Annotated in this window: 27 protein-coding genes; 4 read left to right on the top strand and 23 right to left on the bottom strand. The window is 72.4% G+C overall.

Annotation, left to right across the window (positions count from 1 at the left end; all coding sequences use genetic code 11):
- Positions 1-67 precede the first annotated feature (67 nt).
- From ccsB to LNK82_RS08530, 3 genes are read right to left on the bottom strand one after another with little or no spacing between them, the layout of a single operon-like run.
- A complete protein-coding gene (gene ccsB / locus LNK82_RS08540; protein ID WP_230566397.1) occupies positions 68-1,012 on the bottom strand; it encodes a c-type cytochrome biogenesis protein CcsB in 945 nt (314 codons plus the stop codon).
- Complete coding sequence (gene resB, locus LNK82_RS08535) at positions 1,012-2,574, bottom strand: cytochrome c biogenesis protein ResB (RefSeq protein WP_372470438.1); 1,563 nt, start codon at positions 2,572-2,574, stop codon at positions 1,012-1,014. The genes ccsB and resB overlap by 1 nt, the downstream gene beginning before the upstream one ends.
- On the bottom strand, positions 2,574-3,359 hold the full coding sequence (locus tag LNK82_RS08530; protein ID WP_230566535.1) for a cytochrome c biogenesis CcdA family protein: 786 nt from the start codon (positions 3,357-3,359) through the stop codon (positions 2,574-2,576). Before LNK82_RS08530 ends, resB begins: the two co-directional genes overlap by 1 nt.
- Before the next feature lie 186 nt (positions 3,360-3,545).
- On the opposite strand from LNK82_RS08530, the gene LNK82_RS08525 reads away from it, so the two are divergent.
- Positions 3,546-4,511, top strand: a complete 966-nt coding sequence (locus LNK82_RS08525) for a M64 family metallopeptidase (protein ID WP_230566396.1) — start codon at positions 3,546-3,548, stop codon at positions 4,509-4,511.
- 4 nt (positions 4,512-4,515) lie between these two features.
- On the opposite strand, the gene LNK82_RS08520 is transcribed toward LNK82_RS08525, so the two are convergent.
- From LNK82_RS08520 to LNK82_RS08435, 18 genes are all read right to left on the bottom strand, one after another.
- Positions 4,516-5,100, bottom strand: a complete 585-nt coding sequence (locus LNK82_RS08520; protein ID WP_230566395.1) for a TlpA disulfide reductase family protein — start codon at positions 5,098-5,100, stop codon at positions 4,516-4,518.
- The gene (locus tag LNK82_RS08515) at positions 5,097-5,726 is read right to left on the bottom strand and encodes a histidine phosphatase family protein (RefSeq protein WP_230566394.1); all 630 of its coding nucleotides are present in this window, start codon (positions 5,724-5,726) and stop codon (positions 5,097-5,099) included. The genes LNK82_RS08520 and LNK82_RS08515 overlap by 4 nt, the downstream gene beginning before the upstream one ends.
- On the bottom strand, positions 5,723-7,012 hold the full coding sequence (gene hemL / locus LNK82_RS08510; protein ID WP_230566393.1) for a glutamate-1-semialdehyde 2,1-aminomutase: 1,290 nt from the start codon (positions 7,010-7,012) through the stop codon (positions 5,723-5,725). The genes LNK82_RS08515 and hemL overlap by 4 nt, the downstream gene beginning before the upstream one ends.
- 11 nt (positions 7,013-7,023) lie before the next feature.
- A complete protein-coding gene (locus tag LNK82_RS08505) occupies positions 7,024-7,371 on the bottom strand; it encodes a hypothetical protein (RefSeq protein WP_230566392.1) in 348 nt (115 codons plus the stop codon).
- A gap of 31 nt (positions 7,372-7,402) precedes the next feature.
- Positions 7,403-7,840 carry a transport-regulating membrane protein Mce1N gene (gene mce1N / locus LNK82_RS08500; protein ID WP_230566391.1) on the bottom strand — a complete coding sequence of 146 codons (438 nt, stop codon included), beginning with the start codon at positions 7,838-7,840 and terminating at the stop codon, positions 7,403-7,405.
- A 23-nt stretch (positions 7,841-7,863) separates the two neighbouring features.
- On the bottom strand, positions 7,864-8,400 hold the full coding sequence (locus LNK82_RS08495) for a hypothetical protein (protein WP_230566390.1): 537 nt from the start codon (positions 8,398-8,400) through the stop codon (positions 7,864-7,866).
- Entirely contained in the window at positions 8,397-9,008 is a 612-nt protein-coding gene (locus LNK82_RS08490; protein ID WP_230566389.1) for a hypothetical protein, read from the bottom strand. The genes LNK82_RS08495 and LNK82_RS08490 overlap by 4 nt, the downstream gene beginning before the upstream one ends.
- Positions 9,009-9,025: 17 nt before the next feature.
- Complete coding sequence (locus LNK82_RS08485) at positions 9,026-9,427, bottom strand: hypothetical protein (RefSeq protein WP_230566388.1); 402 nt, start codon at positions 9,425-9,427, stop codon at positions 9,026-9,028.
- A complete protein-coding gene (locus LNK82_RS08480) occupies positions 9,424-9,984 on the bottom strand; it encodes a hypothetical protein (protein ID WP_230566387.1) in 561 nt (186 codons plus the stop codon). Before LNK82_RS08480 ends, LNK82_RS08485 begins: the two co-directional genes overlap by 4 nt.
- 100 nt (positions 9,985-10,084) lie before the next feature.
- Complete coding sequence (locus LNK82_RS08475) at positions 10,085-10,615, bottom strand: hypothetical protein (RefSeq protein WP_230566386.1); 531 nt, start codon at positions 10,613-10,615, stop codon at positions 10,085-10,087.
- A complete protein-coding gene (gene hemB / locus LNK82_RS08470) occupies positions 10,612-11,589 on the bottom strand; it encodes a porphobilinogen synthase (RefSeq protein WP_230566385.1) in 978 nt (325 codons plus the stop codon). The genes LNK82_RS08475 and hemB overlap by 4 nt, the downstream gene beginning before the upstream one ends.
- 233 nt (positions 11,590-11,822) lie before the next feature.
- Positions 11,823-13,355, bottom strand: a complete 1,533-nt coding sequence (locus LNK82_RS08465; RefSeq protein ID WP_230566384.1) for a bifunctional uroporphyrinogen-III C-methyltransferase/uroporphyrinogen-III synthase — start codon at positions 13,353-13,355, stop codon at positions 11,823-11,825.
- A 14-nt stretch (positions 13,356-13,369) separates the two neighbouring features.
- Positions 13,370-14,326, bottom strand: a complete 957-nt coding sequence (gene hemC / locus LNK82_RS08460; RefSeq protein ID WP_230566383.1) for a hydroxymethylbilane synthase — start codon at positions 14,324-14,326, stop codon at positions 13,370-13,372.
- Entirely contained in the window at positions 14,323-15,645 is a 1,323-nt protein-coding gene (locus LNK82_RS08455; protein WP_230566382.1) for a glutamyl-tRNA reductase, read from the bottom strand. The genes hemC and LNK82_RS08455 overlap by 4 nt, the downstream gene beginning before the upstream one ends.
- A 34-nt stretch (positions 15,646-15,679) precedes the next feature.
- Positions 15,680-16,450 carry a redox-sensing transcriptional repressor Rex gene (locus LNK82_RS08450; protein WP_230566381.1) on the bottom strand — a complete coding sequence of 257 codons (771 nt, stop codon included), beginning with the start codon at positions 16,448-16,450 and terminating at the stop codon, positions 15,680-15,682.
- Positions 16,451-16,706: 256 nt separating this feature from the next.
- On the bottom strand, positions 16,707-18,209 hold the full coding sequence (locus LNK82_RS08445) for a molybdopterin-dependent oxidoreductase (RefSeq protein ID WP_230566380.1): 1,503 nt from the start codon (positions 18,207-18,209) through the stop codon (positions 16,707-16,709).
- Positions 18,210-18,269: 60 nt separating this feature from the next.
- Positions 18,270-18,506: a glutaredoxin family protein gene (locus tag LNK82_RS08440; RefSeq protein WP_230566379.1), complete on the bottom strand. Its 237-nt coding sequence runs from the start codon at positions 18,504-18,506 to the stop codon at positions 18,270-18,272.
- A gap of 5 nt (positions 18,507-18,511) precedes the next feature.
- Entirely contained in the window at positions 18,512-19,981 is a 1,470-nt protein-coding gene (locus tag LNK82_RS08435; RefSeq protein ID WP_230566378.1) for an AMP-binding protein, read from the bottom strand.
- A 171-nt stretch (positions 19,982-20,152) separates the two neighbouring features.
- Here LNK82_RS08435 and LNK82_RS08430 point away from each other — a divergent pair, with 171 nt between their 5' ends.
- The 3 genes from LNK82_RS08430 to LNK82_RS08420 all read left to right on the top strand — a co-directional run bounded on the left by LNK82_RS08430 (position 20,153) and on the right by LNK82_RS08420 (position 22,918).
- Positions 20,153-20,806, top strand: coding sequence for a sigma-70 family RNA polymerase sigma factor (locus tag LNK82_RS08430; RefSeq protein WP_230566377.1), 654 nt, complete (start codon positions 20,153-20,155; stop codon positions 20,804-20,806).
- Positions 20,807-20,908: 102 nt separating this feature from the next.
- On the top strand, positions 20,909-21,991 hold the full coding sequence (locus LNK82_RS08425) for a DUF5667 domain-containing protein (RefSeq protein ID WP_230566376.1): 1,083 nt from the start codon (positions 20,909-20,911) through the stop codon (positions 21,989-21,991).
- Positions 21,992-22,030: 39 nt separating this feature from the next.
- Positions 22,031-22,918, top strand: a complete 888-nt coding sequence (locus LNK82_RS08420; RefSeq protein WP_230566375.1) for an HAD family hydrolase — start codon at positions 22,031-22,033, stop codon at positions 22,916-22,918.
- A gap of 479 nt (positions 22,919-23,397) precedes the next feature.
- Here LNK82_RS08420 and LNK82_RS08415 read toward each other — a convergent pair whose 3' ends face one another.
- Together LNK82_RS08415 and LNK82_RS08410 are read right to left on the bottom strand one after the other, a co-directional pair.
- A complete protein-coding gene (locus tag LNK82_RS08415) occupies positions 23,398-24,420 on the bottom strand; it encodes a lysophospholipid acyltransferase family protein (protein ID WP_230566374.1) in 1,023 nt (340 codons plus the stop codon).
- Between the two features lie 72 nt (positions 24,421-24,492).
- Positions 24,493-25,530 (bottom strand): NAD-dependent epimerase/dehydratase family protein, encoded by a 1,038-nt coding sequence (locus LNK82_RS08410; RefSeq protein WP_230566373.1) that lies wholly within the window; start codon positions 25,528-25,530, stop codon positions 24,493-24,495.
- Between the last annotated feature and the right edge of the window lie 141 nt (positions 25,531-25,671).

Below are 25,671 nucleotides of genomic sequence, written 5' to 3'. Positions count from 1 at the left end.
TGGGTGCTCGCTCACCCGAGCCTCGCGAACGGGCCCGCGAACACCGCGTAACACGTGGTCTACGGCATCAGCCGACGCCCGCGTACGAGTGCATCCCAGTCGTTACGAGGTTGATGAAGAACAGGTTGAACACGGTCAGCGCGAAGCCGAGCGAGTTGATCCACGCGGCGGGCCTGCCGCGCCACCCCGCCGTCGCCCGCGCGTGCAGGTAGGCCGCGAAGACGACCCACGAGACGAACGCCACGGTCTCCTTCGGGTCCCAGCCCCAGAACCGGCCCCACGCCGCCTCGGCCCAGATCGCGCCGCAGATGATGCCGATGGTGAACAGCGGGAACGCGAACACCGTGCTGCGGTAGGCGAGCCGGTCGAGCACGTCGGCGTCGGGCAGCCTGGTGAACCGCGCCCGGCCGGAGGTCTTCAGCAGGTACAGCACGCTGGCCACGCCGGGCACCAGCAGCACGCCGCTGGACACCGAGATCACCGACACGTGCACCACGAGCCAGTACGACTGCAACGCGGGCTGCACGGGCGCGGCGTCGGCGTAGAGCACGGTGCCGCCGAGGAACATCAGGATCACGATCGGCACGAGCACGAAGCCGCCGAGCTTGCGGACGTCGAACGTGCGCGACAGCACGAGCCACGTCACGACGGCGGCCAGCGTGAGCAGCGAGCCGTACTCGTACATGTTGCCCCACGGCGCGCGCTCGGTCGCGAACCCGCGCAGCACCAGGGAAGAGGTCTGCAGCAGCGCGCCGAGGACGGTCAGCGCCACGCCCATGCGACCGAGGCGTTCGGCGCGGGACCGCTCCGGCTTGGCGACCCGGCCGGGCGTCCACGTGCCGTCGGCCTGCGTGCCGCCCGACACGACGGCGGCTCCGGCCAGTTCGCGGGTCTTGGCGGGCCGGGCGAACGCCGCCTCGCACAGGTACAGCACGGCGGCGAGGAAGTAGATCGCCACGGCCGCGCCGTAGGTCCAGTCGCTGTAGGTCGCCAGCGCCGTGTTGACCGGCATCAGCTCTCCTCCTTGTGGGCGAGCAGGTCGCGGGAGATGACCAGATCACGGGCCAGCACCGTGAACTCCTCGCCGTACCCGGCTTGATCAGTGCGCGCGAGGCCGCCGACCTCGACAACCGTACGCCCGTCCTCCCCCGGTGCGGCCCGCACCCAGACGCGGCGGCGCTTGATGCTCAGCGAGACGGCCAGACCCAGGATGACCAGCACCGAGAACACGAGCACCCACACCTGCGTCGGGTCGTGGGACACCTGCAACGACACCCAGTCGCGGACGCCGTCGAAGCGGATCACGGTGCCGTCGTCGAGGGTCAGCTCCTCGCCCTGCTCGAGGTTCTGCCGGACGACCTTCGTCAGCTTGCCGTCCTGCACCATCTTCTGGTCGATCGAGAAGATGGACTGGCCGCGACCGGAGTCGGTGCCGAGGTCGCCGCGGTAGACGTCGATCGCGACCGCCGGGTCGTTCGCGGCGGGGAACGCGGAGTCGAGCAGCTCGCCCTGGAAGACGGCGGTCGGCGCGAGCAGGCCGGTGATCGCGAGCTGGCTCTTGCGGCGCTGCTCGGCGTCCGGCACGTTCGGCGGGTCGAACTTCGTGGCGCCCTCCGAGGCGAGCGTGACCTGGTTCACCGGGCGCCACTGGGTCGCGCCGGTGCGGGTCTCGCCGTTGGGGAACGTCACCGTGAACAGCGGCGTGTAGCCGTGGCCGAGCAGGTAGAGCCGGTCGCCCGCGGTGCGCAGCGGGCTGTTGACCTCCAGCGGGTACGGCCGCCAGTCGCCGGTCTCCAGGTCCGCGCCGGACTGGTAGTGGATGTCCGCGCGGAAGCTCTCGGCCTGGCCGTTGTGCAGGAACGTGGCGTCGAAGTCGTCGACCCGCACGCAGAACTGGTTGAGCTGCGTGCCGTCCACGCGCAGGCCGGGGCGGAACGTGTCGTAGTTGTAGACGCCCGAGTTGCAGAACTGGCCGCCGTTGGCCTGCACGATGACCTGGCCCTCGTAGCCGAACATCTTGCCCAGCGCGAACGCGACCAGCAGGCCGAGCAGGGAGAAGTGGAACACCAGGTTGCCGGTCTCGCGGAGGAACCCGCGTTCGGCGCTGATCGTGCGGGCGCCGTCCGGCTCGTCGCGGGTGACGGTCCGCCAGCCCTTGAGCCGGCGCTCGGCGTGCTCGATGACGGCCTCGGGCGACGAGGTCGTGTCGGCCGACGCGTGGTGCGGCATGCGGGCCAGGTTGCGCGGCGTGAGCACCGGCTTGGCCCGCATCTGCTTGAAGTACTCCCACGTGCGCGGCAGCAGGCAGCCCACCAGGGACACGAACAGCAGCACGTAGATCGCGGAGAACCAGAAGCTCGCGTAGACGTCGAAGAACTGCAGCCGGTCCAGGAGCCGGCCCCACCAGCCGTTGTCGGCGATGTACTCGTCGACCTTGAAGGAGTTCAGCGAGCGCTGCGGCAGCAGCGCGCCCGGCATCGCGCCGAGGGCGAGCAGGAAGAGCAGGGTCAACGCGGTGCGCATGGCCGTCAGGCCGCGCCACGTGTTGCGCAGGAAGGCGAGGAGGGCGCGCACTACAACGGCAGTTTCAGGTCGTTGACGACGGCGTCGCGCAGCCAGGCGACGAAGTCGCCCCACAGGCCGGTGACCAGGGCCACGCCGACGGCCATCAGCAGCACGCCGCCGAACACCTGCACCTGGCGGACGTGCGAGCGCAGCCAGCCGGTCGTGCGGACCGCCCAGCGCGCGCCGAGCGCGATCAGGATGAACGGCAGGCCGAGGCCGAGGCAGTAGGCGAGCACGAGGACCCCGCCGCGGGCGGTGACCGAGCCGACCTCGGTGCTGCGGGTCAACGCCAGCACGCCCGTCAGCGTCGGGCCGAGGCACGGTGTCCAGCCGAGCGCGAACACCCCGCCGAGCAGGGGCGCGCCGAGCAGGCCGGCGCGCGGCGCGCGGTGCAGGCGGACATCCCGCTGGAGGCCGGGGACGAGCCCGATGAACACCAGTCCCATGGCGATCGTGATGACGCCGCCGACGCGCTGGAGCAGGTCTCCCTGGACCCAGAACAGGTCGGTCAGCCCGAGCACCACGAACGACATCAGCGCGAACACGATCGTGAAGCCGAGCACGAACAGCAGCGCCGCGCCCGCGACCCGCCAGCGGCCGGTCTTCCTCGCCTCGTCGTCCTGGACCGCGGGCGCCTCCGCGCCGACCAGGCCCGCGAGGTACGCGAGGTAGCCGGGCACGAGCGGGACCACGCACGGCGACGCGAACGAGATCGCACCGGCCAGGACCGCCACCCCGGTCGCGAGCAGGATCGGGCCGGAGGTGGCCAGATCGGTCGGATTCACGTCGTTCAGGGTAGGTATCGACCACTTGACTGCTCCCACCGGCATCCCTTATGGGCGACCCAGATCACAAGCCGGTGGTAGTCCGGATGGCGCTCCGGGCGGGTCGATGCGGGGCTCTTTTACCCATCTCAGTGAATGTTTAAACGCGACCATCCACTCTTGTGGGTTAGCGGGCAACTCCATAGCGTCATTGCCATGCGCGCACACCGGCTCACCCTCCCCGCGCTGGCCGTCGCCTTCGCCGTCGTCGCCGCTCCCCTGCCCGGCGGCGCCGCGGAGTCCGACGGCCCCGGCGTGGAGTGGGTGGAGGTCTTCTCACCGGACGGCACGATCTCGCGGACGCCGGTGGCGGTCGCCGTCGAGACCAGGGCCGCGCCCGGGGCCGTGGCCGCCGACGTGGTGGCCATCCAGGAGACCGGCGCGCCCGACCAGCGGTTCGACCTGGTCTTCGTCGGCGACGGGTACACGGCGGGCGAGATCGGCGTCTTCCACGACCACGTGGTGGGCAAGTGGACGGAGCTGTCCGCCGTCGAGCCGTTCAAGTCCTACCGCCAGTACTTCAACGTCTGGCAGGTCAACGTCGTGTCGAACGAGTCGGGCGTGGACCACGACCCGACCCTGGGCACGGCCCGCGACACGGCTCTCGACATGGGCTTCTGGTGCCAGGGCCGCGACACCCAGACCGAACGCCTGCTGTGCGTGAACCAGACCAAGGCGGGCCAGTTCGGCGCGCTCGCGCCGCAGGCCGACCAGGTCATCGCGCTCGGCAACACGGCCAAGTACGGCGGCGCGGGCGGCGGCGTGGCGACCGCGGCGGGCGCGAACGACCAGGCCGGGCAGATCGCCGTGCACGAGCTCGGCCACTCGATCGGCAAGCTGGCCGACGAGTACGACTACCCGTACGACCAGTACAGCGGCGCGGAGCCGACCGAGGTCAACGTGACCGCGGACCCGACCGGCGCGAAGTGGTCGGCCTACCTGGGCCAGGCGTCGCCGGACGGCGGCGTGGTCGGCGCGTTCGAGGGCGCCCGCTACCACAGGCTCGGCCTGTACCGGCCGACCGAGAACTCGATCATGCGCACGCTGGGCCGCGAGTTCAACCTCGTCGGCCGGGACGCGATGGTCGACGCGTTCAAGGCCGAGGTGCCCGAGCTGCGATGACCCGTCAGGACTCCGCGGCCAGCTCCTCGACCAGCCCGACCAGGTCGGACGCGATCACGCCGCCGAGGAACGCCGCCGCCACCCTGTGCTGCTTGTCCAGCACGAACGTGGACGGCACGGTGTTCGGCGGCAGGCCGCGGAAGGACAGCATCGCGCGACCCGACTCGTCGTAGATCGACGGGTAGCTCAACTGCCGGTTGATCATGAAGTCCCGCGGCGACTCCGTCGAGTTCTCCTTGACGTCCACGCCCAGCACCTGCACGCCCAGCGGCCCGGTCTCGTCCTGCACCTTCTGCAGCTCGGGCGCCTCGGTCCGGCACGGCGGGCACCATGCGCCCCAGATGTTGACGACGACGACCTTGCCCGCGTAGTCCTCCAGCGAGATCGTCTTGCCGTCCTCCATCAGGCTCGGGCCGGTCAGCCCCTTGATGCCCTTGCGCTCGTCGCCGTCGTAGCGCAGCTTCGTCTCGCCGTTGGGCGCGACGAGCTGGAACTCCGACCCGGCCACCACCGCGTCGTCGCCGGTCGTGCAGCCGGTGGCCAGCAGGACCGCCGCGGTGAGGCCGGCCAGCGCCGATCGAGCCCTCATGCCCCGGTCACCCTCGGGTTCGTGGCGCCGACCGGCTCGGTGTAGACCACCCGCACCAGCTGCTCGCCCTCGAACACGAGGCTGGTCAACGACGCCAGCGAGCACTCGCGGCGACGCGGGTCGTGCCACATCCGCTTGCCCTCCATGAACCGCCGCAGCGTCCAGATCGGGAGCTGGTGCGACACGCACACGGCCTCGTGGCCCTCGGCCACCGAGCGGGCCCGCTGCACCGCGCCGAGCATCCGGTGCGCGATCGCCAGGTACGGCTCGCCCCACGACGGCCGGAACGGGTTGACCAGCTTCGGCCAGTGCTTGGGCGAGCGCAGCGCGCCGTCGCCGACGGCCACCTTCAGGCCCTCGAACTTGTTGTCCGCCTCGATGAGCCGGTCGTCGGTGTCCAGTTCGAGCCGGTGCGAGTCGGCGATCGGGGACGCGGTCTGCTGCGCCCGGTCCAGCGGCGAGGCCACGACGTGCGCGATGTCGTGGTCGGCCAGGTGCTCGGCCACGGTCAGGGCCTGCTTCTGGCCCCGTTCGGACAGCTTGAAGCCCGGCAGGCGGCCGTAGAGGATGCCGGTGGGGTTGTGCACCTCGCCGTGCCGCAGCAGGTGGACGACCGTGCGGCTCACTGGGTCGCCCCCGCGGCGGCGCGGGCGGCGTGCGGCAGGGCGTCGGCGATGACCTGGAAGTCGTCGTCGGTCATGGCCGCGTTGACGAACCACGCCTCGAAGGCGCTCGGCGGCGCGTACACGCCGCGGTCGAGCAGGGCGTGGAAGAACGCCGGGAAGCGCCACGTCTCGGCCCGCTGGGCGCCCGCGTAGTCGGTGACCTCGGTGTCGGTGAAGAACACGCTGACCAGGTTGCCGGCGAACTGGACCCGGTGCGCGACGCCCGCTTCGGTCAGGGCGGCGGTGAACAGCGCGCCCAGGCGCGTGGCGTTGGCGTCGAGGGTGCGGTAGACGTCGTCGGTGGCGGCGCGCAGCGTGGCCAGGCCCGCCGCCACGGCGACCGGGTTACCGGACAGCGTGCCCGCCTGGTAGACGGGGCCTGCGGGCGCGAGCTTCGACATCACGTCGGTCCGGCCGCCGAACGCCGCCGCGGGCAGGCCGCCGGACATGACCTTGCCGAACGTGTAGAGGTCGCCCTCGACGTTCTCCAGGCCGTACCAGCCGGCGCGGGACACCCGGAAGCCGGTCATGACCTCGTCCATGATCAGCAGCGCGCCGTGGTCCTGGCAGAGCTGCTTGAGCTCGGCGTTGTGCTTCGGCGCGATCGCGCCCATGTTGCCCGCCGCGGCCTCGGTGATCACGCAGGCGATCTCGTCCGGGTGCTCGGCGAAGGCCTGCTTGACGGCCTCGACGTCGTTGTAGGGCAGCACGAGGGTGTCGGCGGCCTGCGCGCCGGTGACGCCGGGCGAGGTGGGCAGGCCGAGCGTGGCGACGCCGGAGCCCGCCTGGGCGAGCAGCGCGTCCACGTGGCCGTGGTAGCAGCCGGCGAACTTGACGACCTTGCGGCGGCCGGTGAAGCCGCGGGCCAGCCGGATCGCGCTCATGGTGGCCTCGGTGCCGGAGTTGACCAGGCGGACCTGGTGCACCGGCGCGACCCGGTCGATGATCTCCTCGGCCAGCTCGATCTCGCCCTCGGTGGGCGTGCCGAACGACAGGCCGTGCACGGCCGCCTCGCGGACGGCGTGCACCACGTCCGGGTGGGCGTGCCCGAGGATCATCGGGCCCCACGACGACACCAGGTCGACGTAGCGGTTGCCGTCGGCGTCCCACAGGTGCGGGCCCTCGCCGCGGACCATGAACCTCGGCGTGCCGCCGACCGAGTGGAAAGCCCGCACCGGGGAGTTCACGCCACCGGGGATCACCGCCGCCGCGCGCTCGAACAGTGCCTGGGATCGCGTCGCTGTCACGTCGTCCAGTCTCACACGTCGGGTTCTTCGACCTGCTCCCGACCACGGGTGCGCACGGCGAGCACGGTCTGGCGCACGGCGTCGAGCACCAGCACGCCCGCGATCGTGACGAGGCCGACGGAGGCGCCGATCCAGTTGCCCCGCAACCGGGTGGACTCGAGCGGCGGGTGGTCGGGCACGGGGTAGCTGTAGTGCACGACACCCCGGTTCCAGCACCACACCGCGAGCGCCACGAGCAGTGCGACGAGCACCACTTCGCCGACCGCGATGAGCGCTCGTTTCGGCTGGTGCAGCGCCGGCGCGCCGGGTTCGGGCTCGGGTTCCGGCACGGTCTCGGTCTCGACGGTGGCCGCAGTCACGTCGGTCAGCCTCTCATGCCCGCGCGGCTCGTCACCCACGTGTGGTCAGCAGCTTCGCGATCTCGGCCCGGAGCGCGTCGGCGTCACGTGCCCAGCCCATCACCACCGAGCCGTCGGTGAGCCGGATCGGCACCGCTTCCGTGCCGCGCGGCAGGGACCAGCCGCCGCCGAGCACCTTCGCGCCGGACCTCGGCTCGACGCCCTCGACCTCGTCGATGTCCCGCAGCGGCAGCTCCTCGCGGCCCTGGTGGAGGGCGACGGGCGTGAGGCGCACGGCGAACAGGCGACGGCGGCCCTGCACCCACAGCGCGGTGGGCAGGAGCAGGAGCAGTGCGACGCCGGACCACAGGAGGGGGCGGGTGGTGCCGGTCAGCGCCTCGACGCCGAACCCGAGCACGGCGAACACCGGTCCCCACAGCAGCGGCCACCAGGACGTGCCCGCTTCGGTGTACAGGGTCGGCTGGTCCACGGTCGGCTGCTCCTCGGTCCGCGCTAGGCCTGGCTGCCGGAGAAGTACTGCCGCGTGCCCGGCAGGAAGCTGAACACCGACGCGGCGGCGGGCAGCGCGAGCCGCAGCACGATCACCACCCAGGAGAGCGCGCCGGTGTCGCCGTCGCGGGCCGCGACGATCGCGGCGGCCAGGGCGAGGACGCCGATGACCAGCGCGCCGCCGCACAGGCCGAGCCGCGCGTGGTAGTTGCCGCCGAGGAGCAGCACGGCGCCCCAGACGCACGCGACGGCCAGGCACGCGCTGGTGAACAACGCCATGACCGGCCCGAAGCCGGTGATCGCGCCGTCCTCCGCGAGCGTGCGCGCGACCGACCCGACCGGCCAGGAGAGGGCGGTCAGGATCCAGAGGACGAACGAGACGACCACGGCGGTGGGTCGGGCCAGCGCGGCGGTGTGCTGGTCGACGTCGCGCATCTGGCCGGGGTACGGGGACCGGTACGGCGGTTGCGGGCCCGCCTGCGGGTACTCGACGGGCCGCATCGGCTGCCCGCCGTACGGGTCGAACGGCGGCTGCGTCATCTCGTCACCGACCTGGTGTACGCGTTCGAAGCGGGCAGGTACATCGCCACGAAGCCGAGCGCGCAGACGCCGAGGAACGCCCACGACCACGCCACGCCGACCACCCAGTCCACGTACGTCACGCCGGAGGCGAACACCAGCATCGCGACGACCCCGAAGGCGCCGACGGGCAGGCCCAGGACGGTGAGCAGGATGCGCGCCCAGTTCCGGCCCGAGCGCAGCTTGGCCGCGGCGATCACGAACGGCACGGACAGCACCGCGAACCCGAGCGCGAACAGCACCGGTGTCAGCCGGGCGGCCACCTCCGCCTCGGTCCTGGTCAGCGCGTCGGTCTCGCCGGCGGAGTCGCGCACGAGGTCGTCGGCGAACGCGTCCAGCCCGGTGTAGAACAGGCCGGGCAGCGCGAGCACCACCAGCACCGCGCCCGCGATCCAGCTCCACGAGGCGACGGTGGCGGTGACCGGGCGACGTGGCGCGAAGTCGGCCGCGCCGACCGGCGGCATGGGCGCGGGCAGCTGGAAGCCGGGCGGCAGGGGCGTGTTCGACCGCCCCTGGCCCGGCAGCTCCACGTGGTGGAAGGGCGAGGCGAACGGGTCCGGTTCGGGCATGGGGTTCTCCGCAGGGGTCAGTGCTGCTTCACCCACTGTGCCGTACCGGGCAGCCAGGTGAACGCCAAACCGACACCGATCAGCAGCAACGTCACGAGGTTCACGGCGCTGGCGCCCGGCAGCACGATCCACAGCACGTGCAGCACGGCCACGCCGGTGAGCACACCGCGCGACCACCGCCTGCCCTGTCGCAGCAGCCACCCGAACAGGCCGTAGCCGACCGTGAAGGCCACCGCGACCACGGTCAACTGGGCCAGCAGGCCCGGCACCGCGGCCGGGTCGTCGCCGGCGCGGGCCGCCGCGTCTTCGAACTCGTCCCGGCGCAGCCACAGCACGACGTTCTCCAGCAGCAGGAACACGCCGAGGGCGAGCCACACGGCGACCGCGCCGCGCACCACCGCGGGCGGCTGCCCGGTCATCCGGCCCGTTTCACCGCGTCGAAGTAGGCCTTCGAGGCAGGCAGGTACAGGGTCACCACGGCGGCGGCCACGACCAGCACGATGACGAGGCCGACCAGCGAGAACCCGACCAGGTGGTAGAGGAACACCGCCGCGCCGAGCACGGTCAGCGCGATGCGCGCCCAGTTGCGGCCCGCGCGGGCCTTCATGGCGAACAACACCATCAGCCCGGCCAGCACGATGCCGATGATCACGAGGAACACCAGGATCGCGGTGACGGTGGACTCGAGCTGCTCCACCGTGATGCCGGGCGTCGGCGGGGCCTTGCGCGCCTCTTCGAGGGCGGTCTCGCGCTGGGTGAGCACGAGCACGGAGGACACGACGAGCAGGATCGCGCTCGCGAGCCAGAGGAAGAAGGACAGGCGGACTTCCTTCGGCTCCGGCACGGCCGGCCGCTGCCCGCCGGATCGGGCCAGCTCCGACTCGCTCAGCGGCGGCGGCGCCGGGGTGTAGGGCTGCTGCGGCGGCGTGTACGGCTGCTGCGGAGGCCGGTTCTCAGGGTCCTGTGGGGTGGTCACGCTTCGAGACGCTAGGGCCCGGTCAAGGTCGTTGTCCACCGCGACAGGCAGTGGCTGCAGACCTGTGACCTGCTACCTCGCCGGTGCGCGGACCGGCGGGTCAGGGGGTGGTCGGCGCGGGGCGGGTGGTGAAGTAGCGGGAGGCGGAGCTCTGGTACATCAGCGCCACGGCGGTCGCGTCGATCAGCATCGTGACCACGCCGAACACCAGGTCGACGCCGCTGACGGCCAGCCCGAACGCCGCCGCGAAGCCGGACGCCGCCGCGACCAGCCGCACCACGCCGAGGAAGATCCCGGCGCCGGCGATGACGGTGAGCACGACCCGCGCCCAGTTGCGGCCGCCGGCCATCCGGTTCGCCAGCAGCGTGTAGACGAGGATCAGGCCGACCGCGATCACCAGGCCGAACACGACGCCGCCGGTCGCGGCGGCGTCCAGGTCGTCCTGGCTCAGGTTCGGCTGCTGCACGCGCAGCTCGCGGATCAGCATCTCCCGGTCGGCCAACTGCACCATGAACCGGACCACGCCGACCGCGGCGCTGAGGATGAACAGCCAGCGGGCGATGTCGATCAGCTTGGGCGGGGTCGGCCTGGGCGGCTTGGGCGGCCTCGGCCTGTTCAGCGCGTTCGTCATTCCCGGTCCAGCCAACCCGCGGCCTCGACCGCCCAGTAGGTGAGCACGATGTCCGCGCCGGCCCGGCGGATCGACGTGAGCAGCTCGAGCACGGTCCGCTCGCGGTCGATCCAGCCGTTGCGGGAGGCGGCCTCGACCATCGCGTACTCACCGGAGATCTGGTAGGCCGCGACCGGGACGTCGGAGACCTCGGCGACGGCCTTGAGGACGTCGAGGTAGGGCAGCGCCGGCTTGACCATGACCATGTCGGCGCCCTCGGCGAGGTCGAGCGCGACCTCGCGGAGCGCTTCCCTGGCGTTGGCCGGGTCCTGCTGGTAGGTCTTGCGGTCGCCCTTGAGCTGGGACTCGACGGCGTCGCGGAACGGGCCGTAGAGGGCGGACGCGTACTTGGCGCTGTAGGCGAGGACACCGGTGTCGGTGTGGCCCGCTTCGTCCAGCGCGGCGCGGATGAACCCGATCTGGCCGTCCATCATCCCGCTCGGGCCGACGACGTGCGCGCCCGCTTCGGCCTGGGCGACCGCCATCTCGCCGTAGACCTCGAGGGTGGCGTCGTTGTCCACGGCGCCCTCGGGGGTCAGGACGCCGCAGTGGCCGTGGTCGGTGAACTCGTCCAGGCAGCAGTCCGACATCAGGACGGTCGAGTCGCCGAGGTCGTGGCGGAGGTCGCGCAGGGCGGCGTTGAGGATGCCGTCCGGGTCGGTCGCGCCGGAGCCGACGGCGTCGCGCTCGGCCGGGACGCCGAACAGCATGATCCCGCCGACCCCCGCCTCGACCGCGGCCGCGGCGGCTTCGCGCAGCGACTCGCGGGTGTGCTGGAAGACGCCCGGCATGCTCTGGATCTCGGTCGGCGCGGACGCGCCTTCCTTGACGAACATGGGCAGGACCAGCTGGCGCGGGCGCACGGTGGTCTCGCTGACCAGGCGGCGCATGGCCGGCGTGGTGCGCAGGCGGCGGGGGCGGTGGGATGGGAACACTGCGGGGCACTCCCTGTGCTGTGGTGAGCCCGGCCGTGGTCGAGCTCAGTGGTTCAGCCCGGCTCGATGTGACACGGGGCCCTTACGGGCACCCCAGGCAGGCCGTAGCCGGCAGGCCCGGCGGGGAAGAGCATCCCGCCGGGCCTGCCGGCTCCGACCAGCCTAAGGCACCCGAACCCATGTCAAATCGGGCCTCGGTGGGTCGGTTCCGGGTCCGTTGAGGCCCGGTTGGGTCATGACCTGCGCAGGCGCTTGGTCTTGCGGGGCGGCGGCAAAGCGCCTTCGGCCCTCAACCTCGCCGCATGTTGCGCGAGGGCGTCGACGAGCGCCGGGACGTTGGCGTCTTCCGGTTGGACGTCGACGCGGAGGCCGAACTCGCGGGCCGTTTCGGCGGTCTGCGGGCCGATGCACGCGACCAGGGTGCGGGCGTGTGGCTTGCCCGCGATGCCGACCAGGTTGCGGACCGTGGAGGACGAGGTGAAGCAGACCGCGTCGAAACCGCCCGACTTGATCATCTCGCGGGTGTCCGCGGGCGGCGGGGCGGCGCGGACCGTGCGGTAGGCCGTGACGTCGTCGATCTCCCAGCCGCGTTCGCGCAGGCCGGCCGCCAGGGTTTCGGTGGCGATGTCCGCTCGCGGGAGCAGGACGCGGTCCACCGGGTCCAGTATGTCGTCGTACGGCGGGAAGTCGGCCAGCAGGCCTTCCGAGGACTGCTCGCCGGACGGGACCAGTTCCGGGATGATGCCGAAGCTGCGGACCTTGGCGGCCGTGCTCTCGCCGACGCAGGCGATCTTCACGCCGGAGAACGCGCGGGCGTCCAGGCCGAACTCGCGGAACTTCTCCCAGACGGCGCGGACGGCGTTGGTCGACGTGAAGACGACCCACTGGTAGCGGCCGTCGACCAGGCCCTTCACCGAGCGCTCCATCTGGGCGGGGCTGCGCGGTGGCTCGACGGAGATGGTCGGGACCTCGACCGGGATCGCGCCGTGGGAGTGCAGCCGGTCGCTCATCGCGCCCGCCTGTTCCTTGGTGCGCGGGACGAGGACCCGCCAGCCGTAGAGCGCGCGGGACTCCCACCAGGACAGCTTCGGTCGACCGGCCACGGCCGCGCCGACGGTGACGACCAGCGGGCCGCCCAGGTCGCCGGCGTCGGCGGCCAGGGAGGCGAGCGTGGTGTCCACGGTGCGCTGGCCGAAGCCGGTGCCGTCGCAGGTCACCGCGACCGGGGTCTGCGGGGCCAGGCCGTTCTCGACGAGAGACGACGCGGCCTCGGCCAGGTGGCCGCCGGTGGCGTGCAGGACGAGCGTTCCCGGTGCGGCGGCCAGGCCGGACCAGTCGGCCACGCCCCGGACGTCGGCCTCGGTGTGGACGGCGCCCAGTGCGACGCCGGCGTAGGCCGGCACCGCGGTGCCGGCCGGGACGCCGGGCACCACGTCGAAGGCGATCGTGGTCTTGGAGACGGCCTGGGCCTCCTTCACCACGGAGTCCAGGGTCAGCGGGTCGCCGGCTACCAGGCGGACCACGGCGTGGCCGTTCTTCGCCTCGGCGACCAGGTCCTTCGCGACGTCGGCGGGATCGCCCACGGCGGGTCGCACCTCGACGCCGTCGGGTACCAGCGCCACCACCTCGGCCGGGACGTCCGGGTCCGTGACCACGAGCTCCGCCTTGTGGAGCAGGTCGCGGGCCCGGACCGTGAGCAGCCCGGTGTCGCCCGGACCTGAGCCGACGAACGCGACTCGGCCGGGGGTCTTGCGTGCGCGGGTCATCAGGGCACTCCCCATCAACTACGCCCCGCCGGCGACGCGGTGGCGTGGCCGGAGAGGTCGAGCAACTCGGCGGCCAGCGCGCGGCCGAGTTCCTCTGCTGCGGTCAAGTCACCGGTGGCGGACGCACGGAGGAGGTCGCCATCCTCCGTCGCCATGACCCCGCGCAGGGACAGGCGGAGAACGACTCTCGTCGACCCGTCGGCTGCGTCTTCGGCGAGGTCTTCCACCACATCGGCCAGTGCGCCGACCGGCGCGCTGCAGCCTGCCTCGAGCGCGGCCAGGAGGGCGCGCTCGGCGGCGACAGCGGCCCTGCTGGCCGAATCGTCCAAAGTGGACTGGAGGAGGTGTTCGGCGTCGACGTCGTCGACCCGGCACTCCACTGCGAGGGCGCCCTGCGCGGGCGCGGGGAGCATCTGGATGGGCTCCAAGGTCTCGGTGATCTCGGCGGTGCGGCCGAGGCGGGCGATGCCGGCGCGGGCGAGCACGACGGCGTCCAGCTCGCCGTCCGCCACCTTGCGGATGCGGGTGTCGACGTTGCCGCGGAGCGCGACCACCTCGATGCCCAGTCCGAGCGCGTTGAGCTGCGCGGCGCGGCGGGGCGAGCCGGTGCCCACCTTCGCGCCGGTCGGCAGTTCGCCGAGGGTCAGGCCGTCGCGGGCGACCAGCGCGTCGCGCGGGTCCTCCCGCAGCGGGACGGCGGCCAGCGACAGGCGCGGGTCGGGCGCGGTGGGCAGGTCCTTGTAGGAGTGCACGGCGACGTCGATCTCGCCGTTGGCGAGCGCGTCGCGCAGCGCCGAGGTGAACACCCCGATGCCGATCTCGGCGATGGGTGCGGACGAGCGGTCACCGGGCGTGGAGATCGTGACGATCTCCACGTTCGCGCCCGCCTCGCGCAGCGCGTCGGCCACGTGGCCGGTCTGCGCGAGCGCGAGGGCGCTGCCGCGGGTGCCGATCCTCAGGGTGCGGTTCACCGCTTCTCACCTTTGGGTTGCGTCGAATGGGGGGTGCTGACGGCGGACGGCGCCTGCGGGTCGAGCCCGAACAGCTCGCGCAGCGCCTCGGCGTACCCGGCCCCACCGGGCGCCGCGGCCAGCTCCTTCACCCGCACGGTGGGGGTGTGCAGGAGCTTGTCCACCACCCGGCGCACGGTCTTGGCCAGCTCGTCGCGGACCGGGGCGGGCAGCTCGGGCAGCCGCGAGTCCAGGCGCAGCAGTTCGGCGTCCACCACCTCGGCGGCGCGCTTGCGCAGCGCCGTCACGGTGGGCGTGACCCCGGCCGAGCGCTGCCCCGCCAGGTAGGCGCGGACCTCCTCGGCCACGATCTCCGCCGCGCGCAGCGTGCCCTGCCCGGTCGGGGCGTCGGACAGCCTGCGCTGAAGGGTCTCCAGGTCGACCACGCGGACGTGGTCGAGCAGCGTCGCGGCCGGGTCGACGTCCTTGGGCAGGCCGAGGTCGCAGACGACCAGCGGCCGGTCCGGCGCGCGGTCGCCGATGTGCTCCGCGCCGACGACCGTGCCGACGGAGCCGGTGCACGCGAACAGCACGTCGGCCTTGGCGACCTCGTCGGCGAGGCCGGCCAGCCCGGTCGAGGTCGCGCTGACGCCGTCCGCGCGCAGGGCCGTGGCCAGGCGTTCGCCGTTGGCGGGCGTCCGGTTGGCGATCACGACCTCGCCGATGCCGGCCCGGCGCAGGTGGGCGGCGGCAAGGCCGCCCATGGAGCCCGCGCCGACGATCAGGGCCTTGCGCCCTTCGAGGCCACCGAGGGCGGTCGCGGCGTCGGCGAGGGCCTCGGAGACGACGGACGCGCCCGCGTGGTCGATGTCGGTCTCGGTGTGCACGCGCTTGCCGACCCGCAGCGCGTGCTGGACCAGCTCGTGCAGCGTGCGGCCGACCACGCCCTGCTCGTCGGCGGCGTTGTAGGAGTTGCGCAGCTGGCCCAGGATCTGGGCCTCGCCGACGACCATGGAGTCGAGGCCGCCGGCCACCGAGAACAGGTGCTCGACCGCGGCGGCGGAGTAGTGCACGTACAGGTGCTCGAACAGGTCGGCGGGCTCGGCGCCGGCTTGCCGGGCGAGCACCTCGACGACCTCGTTCATGCCACCGTGGAACGTCTCCACGACCGCGTACACCTCGACCCGGTTGCAGGTCGACAGCAGCACGGCCTCGGACACGCTCGGCGCCTTCAGCAGCTGGTCCAGGACCTTGCCGCGGTCGGCGTCGGCGACCGCGACGCGCTCCAGCACGGGGACCGGCGTGGTCCGGTGGGACAGACCGACGACGAGAACGCTCATGAGCGCACCACCGACCGGCGCACTACCCGCACGATCACGGGCGAATCACCACCCCGTCCACACCGATGCCGTTGACCACGTCACCGGCGGCCTCGTCAGCCCGTCGCGCGACGTGGAACGACAGGATCTGCATCTCGACCGCCAGGTCGACCTTGCGCACTTCGACGTAGTCCGGCACTTGGAGCACGACGGGTGCGAAGTTCAGGATGCACTGGACTCCGGCGGATACCAAACGGTCGCAGACGGCCTGAGCTGCCTGTGGGGGTGTCGCGATGACCCCGATCGAGACCTCGCGCTCCGCGCAGACGGACGTGATGTCGTCGATGTGGTCGACCGGAATGCCGCCTACCGGCACTCCCGTCAGGTCCGGGTCGATGTCGAACAGCGCGGCGACCGGGAAGCCCCGGCTGGGGAAACCGCCGTAGTTCGCCAGCGCGTGACCAAGATTACCGATGCCGACGACCGCGACCGAGTGCTTGCGGGTGAGGCCGAGGATCCGCTCGATGTGGCTGACGAGCACCTCGACGTCGTAGCCGACGCCGCGCGTGCCGTACGAGCCGATGTAGGACAGGTCCTTGCGGAGCTTGGCCGAGTTGACCCCGGCCGCGCCCGCGAGCTCCTCGCTGGAGATGGTCGTCACGCCCTGCTCGACCATGCCCGAGAGGACGCGGAGGTAGACGGCGAGCCGCGCCACCGCCGCCTCGGGGATCGCGCGTGCCCGCTCCCGGACGTCGGCGGGCGCTTCGGCACCGGTCTCCCCTGGGCGGGTCACGACACCGTCACCCTCGCCCCGCTGAGCCGCCACGCTGGAACTCCTCGACATCCGTCGCACTGACCCGCCGGGCATCGCCACCAGCGGAGTGATGCACCCACCGTACCGCTTGTGAACGCTTGCACAAAGTCGACGGCCGGGTGCCCGACCACGGCAACGGCCCCCGGTGGACAGGGGCCGCGCCTTCGGCGTGGATACGACGAGACGCGGCTCACCTTGGGGTGAACTTCGCCCGACCGGCGTGTCACCTCGCCGAACGGGCTCGCGGGCTCGCACCCGTTCGGGTGATCTAGGCGACGGTGAAGAAGACGGAGTGCCAGCCGGTCGCGCCGTCCGGGATCGGGGCGAGGCGGGCCTGCGGCTGGGTGGAGCCGGCCCGGTCGGTGGCGCGTGACTCGATCGTGTGGCCGCCCGGCGGCAGGTCGAGCTCGACGCGCCACATCCGCCACGTCGAGCCGTTCACCTCGTCGGCCAGGGTCGCGGTCCGCCACGGGCCGCTGTCGACCCGGACCTCGACCCGCTCGACGCCGGTCGGCTGGGCCCAGGCCACGCCGGTGGCGACGACCCGGCCGGAGACCGTGGACCGGACCTCCGGGCGGTCGATCCGGGACATCACCTTGACCGGGGCCTTCTGCGCCCACGCGCGGTCCAGCCAGTAGCCGCGCCTCGCCTCGAACGTGGTCAGCTCCAGGTCGACGACCCACTTCGTGGCCGAGACGTAGCCGTAGAGGCCGGGCACGACGAGGCGGGCCGGGAAACCGTGCTCCAGCGGCAGCGGCTCGCCGTTCATGCCGAGGACGATCAGCGCGCCGCGATCTGGCTCCATCACCACGTCGACCGGCGAGCCCGCCGTCCAGCCGTCGGCGCTGGTGGAGAACAGCTGGTCGGCGCCTCGGCGGACGCCCGCCTCCAGCAGCACGTCGCGCAGCGGCACGCCGACGAAGTTCGCGGTGGAGATGTAGGGCCCACCGACCTCGTTGGACACGCAGACCATGGTGACCGTGCGTTCGACCAGGTCACGGCGGCGCAGGTCGTCGTAGCGGAGGACGAGCTCGCGGTCGACCAGGCCGTGCACCCGCAGCACCCAGTCCTCGGCGCGCACGCGCGGCACGCTCAGCGCGGTGTCGATCCGGTAGAAGTCGGCGTTCGGCGTGATGAAGGTGGGGGTGCCCTCGGCGGCGAAGTCCGCGCCCGGCGGGACGGGCGGCGCGGGCGAGGCGGGCTCGAGCGCGCCGACGGCCCGTCGTGACGCCTCGACGTCCACCCGGCCGCCGGCGAACCGGCCGACCAGGGCGGCGAGGCCGGCGCCCGCCGCCGTCGCGCCCGAGGCGACGAGGAACGCGCGCCTGCCGCCGGCGGGTTCGGCGGGGGCGAGCGCCTTGGCGTGCAGCCACCGGAAGACCGCGACGCCCGTGCCCAGGGCCGCGACGGGCGAGAGGACGCCGAGTTGGCCCAGGTCGGGGCGGTAGAGCGCGGCGGCGACGCCCAGGAGGCCGAGGACGACGGCGAGGACCGTGCCCGGCAGCGGCGTGCGGCGGGACAGCAGGCCCGCGGCGACGGCGGCGGCGGCCAGCACGACCGCCATGCCGAGCAGCAGCACGAGCTTGTCGTAGGTGCCGAACGTGCGCACCGCGAAGTCCTTCAGCGCGCTGGGCGCGAGGTCGATCGCGGTGTTGCCGACCGCGAGGAACGGCGAGGCCGACGGTCCGACCACGCCCGCGACGAGGTGGCCGGCCGCGAGCGCGGCGGCCACGCCGAGGAGTCCGACGAGGGCGGCGGTCGAGCGGTTCATGTGCTCGATTCGACACCCTCGGGACGCCGGCCGGCGGATTTCGTAAGCGGCCGGTAATCCTCAGCGCAGGGCCGCGCGGAGGCGGTCCTCCTCGACCGACCAGTACCCGTGCTCCTCGCCGTCGACCAGGATCACCGGCACCCGGTCGCCGTACTCGGCGCGCAGCTCGCGGTCGGTGTCGACGTCCTGCACGTCCCACGGCACGCCCAGCTCGCCGCAGATCCGCTCCAGGTCGGCTCTGGCCTGGTCACAGGCGTGGCAGTCGACCCGGCTCATCAAGGTGACGTGGTGGCTCACGGCGTTCAGGCTAGGGGAAGGCGCAGCCGGGCCCGCGCGAGCTTGCCGGTCGGCGAGTGCGGCAGGGCGGCGGCGAACTCGACCACGGTCGGCACCTTGAACTTCGCCAGCCGGCCGGCGCAGTGGTCCTTCACCGCATCTTCGGTGAGCTCCGCGCCGTCGGCGGGCACCACGACCACCTTCACCGACTCGCCGGTCCGCTCGTCCGGCACGCCGACCGCCGCCGCCTCGGCCACGCCGGCCAGCTCGGACAGCACCTGCTCGACCTCGTGCGGGTAGACGTTGAAGCCGTTGACGATGATCAGGTCGCCCGCGCGGTCGACCAGGTGCAGGTCGCCGTCGGCGTCGAGGTAGCCGACGTCGCCGGTGCGGAACCAGCCCTCGGCGTCGGGCCCGTGCGCGCCGTCCGGCCAGTAGCCGCTGAACAGGTTGTCGCCCTTGGCCGCGACCAGGCCGGTGCCCGGCTCGTCCTCGTCCTGGTCCAGCGGTCGGCCGTCGGTGTCGACCAGCCGGATCAGCACGCCGGGCAGCGCGCGGCCGACCGAACCCGCCTTCGGCACGCCGCCGGCCAGGGTGGTGGTCAGCACGGGACCGGTCTCGGTCAGGCCGTAGCCCTCGTAGACGGGCAGGCCGACGGCGTCGCGCATGGCGTCGAGCAGGCCGGCCGCGAGGGGCGCCGCGCCGGAGGTGAAGAGGCGGACGGTGGCCAGGTCTTCGCGGAGCCGTTCGACGGGGTTGGCCAGGATCGCCGCGTACATCGGCGGCACGCCGACCAGCGTGGTCACCCGGTGCTCGCGGATCGCGGTCAGCGCCTGGTCCGGGTCGAACCGCTCCAGCAGCACGGCCGTCGCGCCCGCGCCCGCCACCTGGAACAAGCCGGGGCCGAGGCCGTAGACGTGGAACAGCGGCAGCGCCAGCAGCACCCGGTCGCCCGCCGTCACCGGCGCGGGGCGCAGGGAGGCGCACTGCGCGACGTTGGCCAGCAGCGCCCGGTGCGACAGCATCGCGCCGCGCGGCGAGCCGGACGTGCCGGAGGTGTAGCCGAGCACGGCCAGGTCCTCGCCCGAGCCGATCGCGGCGAACTCCTCGCCGGGCTCCATCGCCGGGGCCGGCAGCACCTCGACGTCCGCGTCCCCGCGGTCGCCGATGAGCAGCTTCGCGCCGCTGTCGGCGACCAGGCGCTGCAGCTCGCGCGTCGGCTGGCCGGGCCCGGCGGGCACCAGCACGCCGCCCGCGCGGAGCACGCCGAACACGGCGACGCAGAAGGCGGGACCGGTGGGCAGCCGCACGACGACCCGGTCGCCGGGTTCCAGGCCCGCCCGGACGAGCCGGTGCGCCTCGCCGTCGACGGCGGCGTCGAACTCGGCCCAGGTGTAGCTGTTCGCAGTCGTGACATCCACCAGCGCGGCATGCTTGGGTCCACGGTGCGCGGAGGCGCGAACCAGGTCGGCGATGTTGCTTGCGGAAGCGGTCAACGTGACCTCCTGGTGAACCACGGCGGACCTCAGCGCAGTCTGTCACGGGCGGGAGGCGTCACGCATTGCCTCCATCCGCGTCGCAGATTCGAGACCACTTGCCGCTACCTACTACGGAGTAACAACACGTATGCTGCCGGCACGGCGACCCTGTGGAGGTGCCGCGAGCCGATGACCGCACGGGCACGCGAGAACTCCGTCCGAACCATCCGGACGCTCCGGTCGAGGTGGAGCGCGGGAGGGCAGTCCAGCACGATCGACAGCGTGGAGAGCAACGCGGCCGACGAGCCGTGGAACCTGGTCCGCGCCGCTCAGGGCGGCGACACGGACGCGTTCGGCGCGCTGTACGACCGGTACGTCGACGTCGTCTACCGGTACGTGCTCTTCCGGGTCGGCGACCGCACCCTGGCCGAGGACGTGACCAGCGAGACGTTCCTCCGCGCGCTGCGCAGCATCGGGTCCATCAGCTACCAGGGCCGCGACGTCGGCGCCTGGTTCGTCACGATCGCGCGGAACATCGTCTTCGACCACGTGAAGTCCAGCCGCTACCGGCTGGAGATCACGACGGCCGAACTGGCGGACAACCGCGAGGTCACGGACGGTCCCGAACAGGAAGTCCTGACCGACGCGACCAACGCCGAGCTGCTCCGCTGCGTAGCCCAACTGGGTGACGATCAGCGTGAATGCATCACCCTCCGCTTCATCCAGGGCTTGTCCGTGGCGGAGACGGCCGCGAGGATGGGTCGCAACGAGGGCGCCATCAAGGCCCTGCAGCACCGAGCGGTGCGCCGGTTGGCCCAACTGCTGCCCACCTGGCTGCGGTGAGATCACCGTCGCACCACACGGCGTTCGCGTAACCCCGGGACCTCCCGGTTCGTTGTCCGGGGCAGGATCGCTCGAGACGTGCGGGATGGTTGGCCAGGCGGGATGGCAGGCAAAGGGATCACGCCGCTGCGGCGGCACAGGCAGCGCGAGCAGTTCGCCCGCGCGGTCGACGCGCATCCCGGGTCCGCGCCGACCGAGGACGACGAGCTCGCCGACGAGCTCGCCGTGGTGGCGCTCCTGCGGAAAGCCGCAGTCACGTCGGGCCCGGACGAGGCCGCCAAGGCGCGGATGCGGGCACGGGTGCTCGGCGCGGCCGAGCCGCCGCCCATCAAGCTCGACCGGCCCGTCCGGGAACGCCGCACCGGAGCCCGCGGCCGATTAGCAGTCGCCCTCGTCGCCGCGCTGTGCCTGCTGTTCTCGCTGACCGGGATGAGCCTGCTGCTCAGCCGGGACGCGTTGCCGGGCGACGCGCTGTACGGCGTCAAGCGCACCGCCGAGTCCGCAACGCTCGGCCTCACCTTCGGCGAGGAGTCGAAGGGCTACAAGCGCCTGGAGTTCGCCGCCGCGCGCGTCGCCGAGATCGAGACCATGGTCGACCGGTACCGCGAGTCCGGCGGCGGGCCGCTCGGCGGCTACCTGACCGCGCTGACCGACTTCGACGCCGACGCCGCGGCCGGTTCCCGCGTGCTGGCCGCGCTCGGCTCGAACTCGGACCAGCGCGCCCTCGAAGGGCTGCGCGACTGGGCAGGCTCGCAGGCCGTCCGGCTGACCGAGCTGCGCCCGTCGCTGCCCGCCGAGGCCGCCGACCGCGCCGGCACGTCGCTGGACCTGCTCGGCCGGATCGCCGAACGCGCGTCCGCGCTGCACGCCCGGTTCGACTGCGTGTCCGTGACGTCGGGGCAGGTCGACCAGGTCGGACCGGTGCCCGCCGAGGACGAGTGCGCGGCGCGGCCCGTCGACCCCGGCACCTCGCCGGACCACCAGCCGTCCGTGCCGCCGTCCACCACCGAGGTCGCGCCCACCACGTCCGGCAACGCGCCGGGCGGCACGAGCACACCGGGCGGCGTGCCGGGCACCACGGCCCCGGTGACGCCGTCCGCGCCGATCACCACGACCCCCGGACCGCTGCTGCCGCTGCCCACGTTGACCCTCCCGTCGCTGCCGCTGCCCGGCCTCAGCGGCTGATCGCTACCCTGTCCCCATCGGACCGCGGGAGGCGCTGACGTGGTGAAAAGGCGTGTGGTGGAGGGCTCGGCGGAACGGGAGCGGCGTGCCGCGCTGGCCGGCGAGGCCTCGGCCGAGGCCGCGACGACGATCGGGCCGTCCGGGAGCGCGCCCACCGACCTCACCGCCGCCGCCTTCTTCGACGTCGACAACACCATGATGATGGGCGCGTCGATCTTCCACTTCGCCCGCGGGCTCGCGGCCCGCAAGTACTTCAAGAACTCGGACCTGGCCGGGTTCGCGTGGCAGCAGCTCAAGTTCCGCGTCGGTGGCCGGGAGGACCCGCAGAGCGTGGCGGCGTCCCGCGAGCAGGCGCTGTCGTTCGTGGCCGGCCGGTCCGTGGCGGAGCTGATCTCGCTCGGCGAGGAGATCTACGACGAGCTCATGGCCGACCGGATCTGGGCGGGCACGCAGGCGTTGGCGCAGATGCACCTGGACGCGGGCCAGCGGGTGTGGCTGGTGACGGCGACGCCCGTGGAGCTGGCGCAGATCATCGCGCGGCGACTCGGCCTGACCGGTGCGCTGGGCACGGTGTCGGAGAACACGGACGGCATCTACACCGGCCGGTTGGTCGGTGACCTGCTGCACGGCCGCGCGAAGGCGCACGCGGTGCGCGCGCTGGCCGCGAAGGAAGGCCTCGACCTGCGCCGGTGCACGGCGTACTCGGACTCGGTCAACGACGTGCCGATGCTGTCGGTCGTCGGCACGGCGGTGGCCGTGAACCCGGACTCCGGCCTGCGCGAGACGGCGCGCAAGCGCGGCTGGGAGATCCGCGACTTCCGCACCGGTCGGAAGGCGGCCAAGATCGGCGTGCCGTCCGTCCTCGGGGCGGGCGCGCTGGCCGGCGCGGTGGCCGCCACCCTGGCGTACCGCCGCCGAGACCGCTGACGTCGGTCAGTTGGGCGGCAGATCAGCAGGATGGCCCCAAGTACCGCTGGATGTTCCGGGTCTGTTGTTGGTCCGGGTTTCGTGTCATCCCTTTGGGGAGGGGAGGGCATCGCAGCCGCAGACGCCCCAGCTCCACCCGACCCCGGGCCCGCCGGCGACCCCCGGACCGTCCACTGGCATGCCCTTCCCCAGAAGTAGGGCTTCGTGTCATCCCGCCGACCTGGCGCAGCCCTACCGCGCGTGTCAAGGGGGGCGTAGTTCACCGATACCCGCGGCTTCGACTGTGGGCGCCCCCCTTGATACGTGTGGTAGCCCTTGTGGAGGTCGGTGGGATGACACGAAACCCGGACCAACGACGGACCCGGCACAGAACCACCCAACCCCAGGTCATCCTGCTGATCTGCCCGTCCGGCGAGGACATGCTTTTCAAGCCCTGAGGGCTTTCCCAGCCCTCAAGGGTGTGAGTCGAGAGAGCCCTCTCACCCCAGGAAGACGTTGCGGCGCTGCGTGAGCAGCCGGTACAGGGTCTGCTGGATGGTCTCGCGAACCTGGTCGGTCAGGTTGAACACGAGCATCGGGTCGTCCGCCGCGTGCTCGCCGTAGACATCGGTCCGGATCGGCTCGCCGAACTCGATGTACCACTTCGACGGCAAGGGGATCGCGCCCAGTGGGCCGAGGAACGGGAAGAACGGCGTCACCGGGAAGTAGGGGAAGCCGAACAGCCTGGCCAACGCCTTGATGTCGCCGATCTTCGGGTAGATCTCCTCCGCGCCGACGATCGAGCACGGGATGATCGGCACGCCGGTGTTCAACGCCGCCGACACGAACCCGCCCCGGCCGAACCGCTGGAGCTTGTACCGGTCCTTGAACGGCTTGCCGATGCCCTTGAAGCCCTCCGGCCACACGCCGACCAGCTCGCCGGACCTGAGCAGGCGTTCCGCGTCCGGGTTGCACGCCAGCGTCTGACCCGACTTGCGGGCCAGCGCGCCGAGCAACGGCGTCTTGAACACCAGGTCGGCGCCGAGCATCCGCAGGTGGCGGCGCTTGGGGTGGTCGGCGCGCACCGCGTACGCGGTCATCGTGGCGTCCAGCGGCAAGGTGCCGGAGTGGTTGGCGACGATCAGCGCGCCACCCTCGCCCGGGACGTTGTGCATCCCGATCGTCTCCACCCGGAACCACTTCTCGTACAGCGGCCTGAGCGGCGGCATCAGGACGTTGTCGGTCAGGTCGGGGTCGAAGCCGAACTCGTCGACCTCGTAGTCGCCCTGGATGCGCCTGCGGGCGAACGCCAGCAGCTCGGCCAGGCGCTGCTCCCAGCCCGTCGGCCCCTCGGCCGACGTCGACTCCGACTCCGACTCCGGCTCCGTCGTCGGCTCCGGCGACGGGTCCGACGCGAGCGGTTCGGGCACGGGAACCGGTCCGGGAGCCTGGTCCGCGGCGCGTCGTCGTCGGGCCGTCTCCCGGTCCGCACCGTGCAGCGGGATCACCCGCGCCTCTGCCACGTGTCCACCTCCTCTGTCTGGTCGCCGACTCGGCCGGCGGTCGTCCGGTCGCCGACTCGGCCGGCGTGATCGCTAGCGGAACCTCGCGGCCAGGTCGAGCACGCCGCGCTCGACCGAGGCCACCAGTTCCGGGTCGATGAGCGGACGCAACGCGCGCCCGCTCACGTAGTCGTCGAACGCCTGCTGGGTGGTCCACCTCGGCGTGAACCCGAACTCCCGCTTCAGCAGCGTCGTGTCCATCACCCGGCCCCAGTTCAGGAACCTCATCTGGTCCGGCGAGAAGTCCACCAACCTGGCGCTGCGGAACAACCGGCCCATCGTCGGCACGGCCGCGCTCGGCACGGGCAGGTTGACCCGCCCGGCCCGGCGGATGGCCTGCGACAGCATCAGCACGCCGTCACCGCCCACGTTGTAGACGCCGGGCAGGTCGTGCAGCGTGGCCCGTTCCAGCACGGCCAGCGCGTCCTCGGAGTGCAGCAACTGCACCCTGGCGTCGTAACCCATCACCGTCGGCACGACGGGCAGGGCGAAGTACCTGGTCAGGACCGTGTCGATGCGGGGGCCGATGAAGTTGCTGAACCTCAGCGAGGTGACGTCCACGTCCGGCCGGCGGCGCGCGAACCCGCGCACGTAGCCCTCGACCTCGACCGAGTCCTTGGCGTACCCGCTGGACGGCAGGTCCTTCGGGCCCATGTCCTCGGTGAACACCGCCGGGTCGCGCGAGCTGGACCCGTACACCGCGCTGGTCGACTTCACCACCAGCTTGCGCACGTGCGGCGACTTCTGGCACGCGGCCAGCAGCTGCATCGTGCCGATGACGTTCATCTCCTTCATCACGGTCCGCCCGCTCGGGCCGGCCGGGTTCGCCGTCACCGACGCGTGCACGACCGTGTCGACGTGCGCGGTGGCGATGACCTTCGCGATGAGGGGGTTGCGGATGTCGGCGCGCACGAACTCGGCACGGCCCATGCGGCGCAGCAGGTCACGTGACGGCGGTTCGGTGTCCACCCCGAGCACGCGTTCGACATCGGGGTTCGCCGCGAAGCGCGCGGCGAGGTGACCGCCGAGGTACCGGCTGCAACCGGTGACGAGAACGACCTTGGGCGCCATGCGACTCCCTGTGCGGGTGGTGCGACTCGACGATGCTAACCGGGATCCGGCCGCGTGATCGGTCGCGGAACGTCGTCTTGACGCAGGTCACCGACGCGCAACCGGTGAATCACCCGGATGGCGGGACGCCCGGGCGGCGCG

This window comes from Saccharothrix luteola (assembly GCF_020859565.1).
GTDB classification, from domain to species: Bacteria; Actinomycetota; Actinomycetes; order Mycobacteriales; family Pseudonocardiaceae; genus Actinosynnema; species Actinosynnema luteola.
Note: the sequence above shows the minus strand (reverse complement) of the source record. Positions and strands in the feature narration are given on the sequence as shown.

Excerpts from the sequence above, each read along its gene's own strand:
- LNK82_RS08455 (WP_230566382.1), bottom strand. The coding sequence starts at position 15,645 with ATGAGCGTTCTCGTCGTCGGTCTGTCCCACCGGACCACGCCGGTCCCC.
- LNK82_RS08490 (WP_230566389.1), bottom strand. The coding sequence starts at position 9,008 with ATGCCCGAACCGGACCCGTTCGCCTCGCCCTTCCACCACGTGGAGCTG.
- LNK82_RS08430 (WP_230566377.1), top strand. The coding sequence starts at position 20,153 with ATGACCGCACGGGCACGCGAGAACTCCGTCCGAACCATCCGGACGCTC.
- LNK82_RS08520 (WP_230566395.1), bottom strand. The coding sequence starts at position 5,100 with ATGAGGGCTCGATCGGCGCTGGCCGGCCTCACCGCGGCGGTCCTGCTG.
- LNK82_RS08445 (WP_230566380.1), bottom strand. The coding sequence starts at position 18,209 with ATGAACCGCTCGACCGCCGCCCTCGTCGGACTCCTCGGCGTGGCCGCC.
- LNK82_RS08495 (WP_230566390.1), bottom strand. The coding sequence starts at position 8,400 with ATGACGCAGCCGCCGTTCGACCCGTACGGCGGGCAGCCGATGCGGCCC.
- ccsB (WP_230566397.1), bottom strand. The coding sequence starts at position 1,012 with ATGCCGGTCAACACGGCGCTGGCGACCTACAGCGACTGGACCTACGGC.
- LNK82_RS08475 (WP_230566386.1), bottom strand. The coding sequence starts at position 10,615 with ATGACGAACGCGCTGAACAGGCCGAGGCCGCCCAAGCCGCCCAGGCCG.
- LNK82_RS08525 (WP_230566396.1), top strand. The coding sequence starts at position 3,546 with ATGCGCGCACACCGGCTCACCCTCCCCGCGCTGGCCGTCGCCTTCGCC.
- LNK82_RS08410 (WP_230566373.1), bottom strand. The coding sequence starts at position 25,530 with ATGGCGCCCAAGGTCGTTCTCGTCACCGGTTGCAGCCGGTACCTCGGC.
- LNK82_RS08485 (WP_230566388.1), bottom strand. The coding sequence starts at position 9,427 with ATGACCGGGCAGCCGCCCGCGGTGGTGCGCGGCGCGGTCGCCGTGTGG.
- LNK82_RS08425 (WP_230566376.1), top strand. The coding sequence starts at position 20,909 with ATGGCAGGCAAAGGGATCACGCCGCTGCGGCGGCACAGGCAGCGCGAG.
- LNK82_RS08465 (WP_230566384.1), bottom strand. The coding sequence starts at position 13,355 with ATGACCCGCGCACGCAAGACCCCCGGCCGAGTCGCGTTCGTCGGCTCA.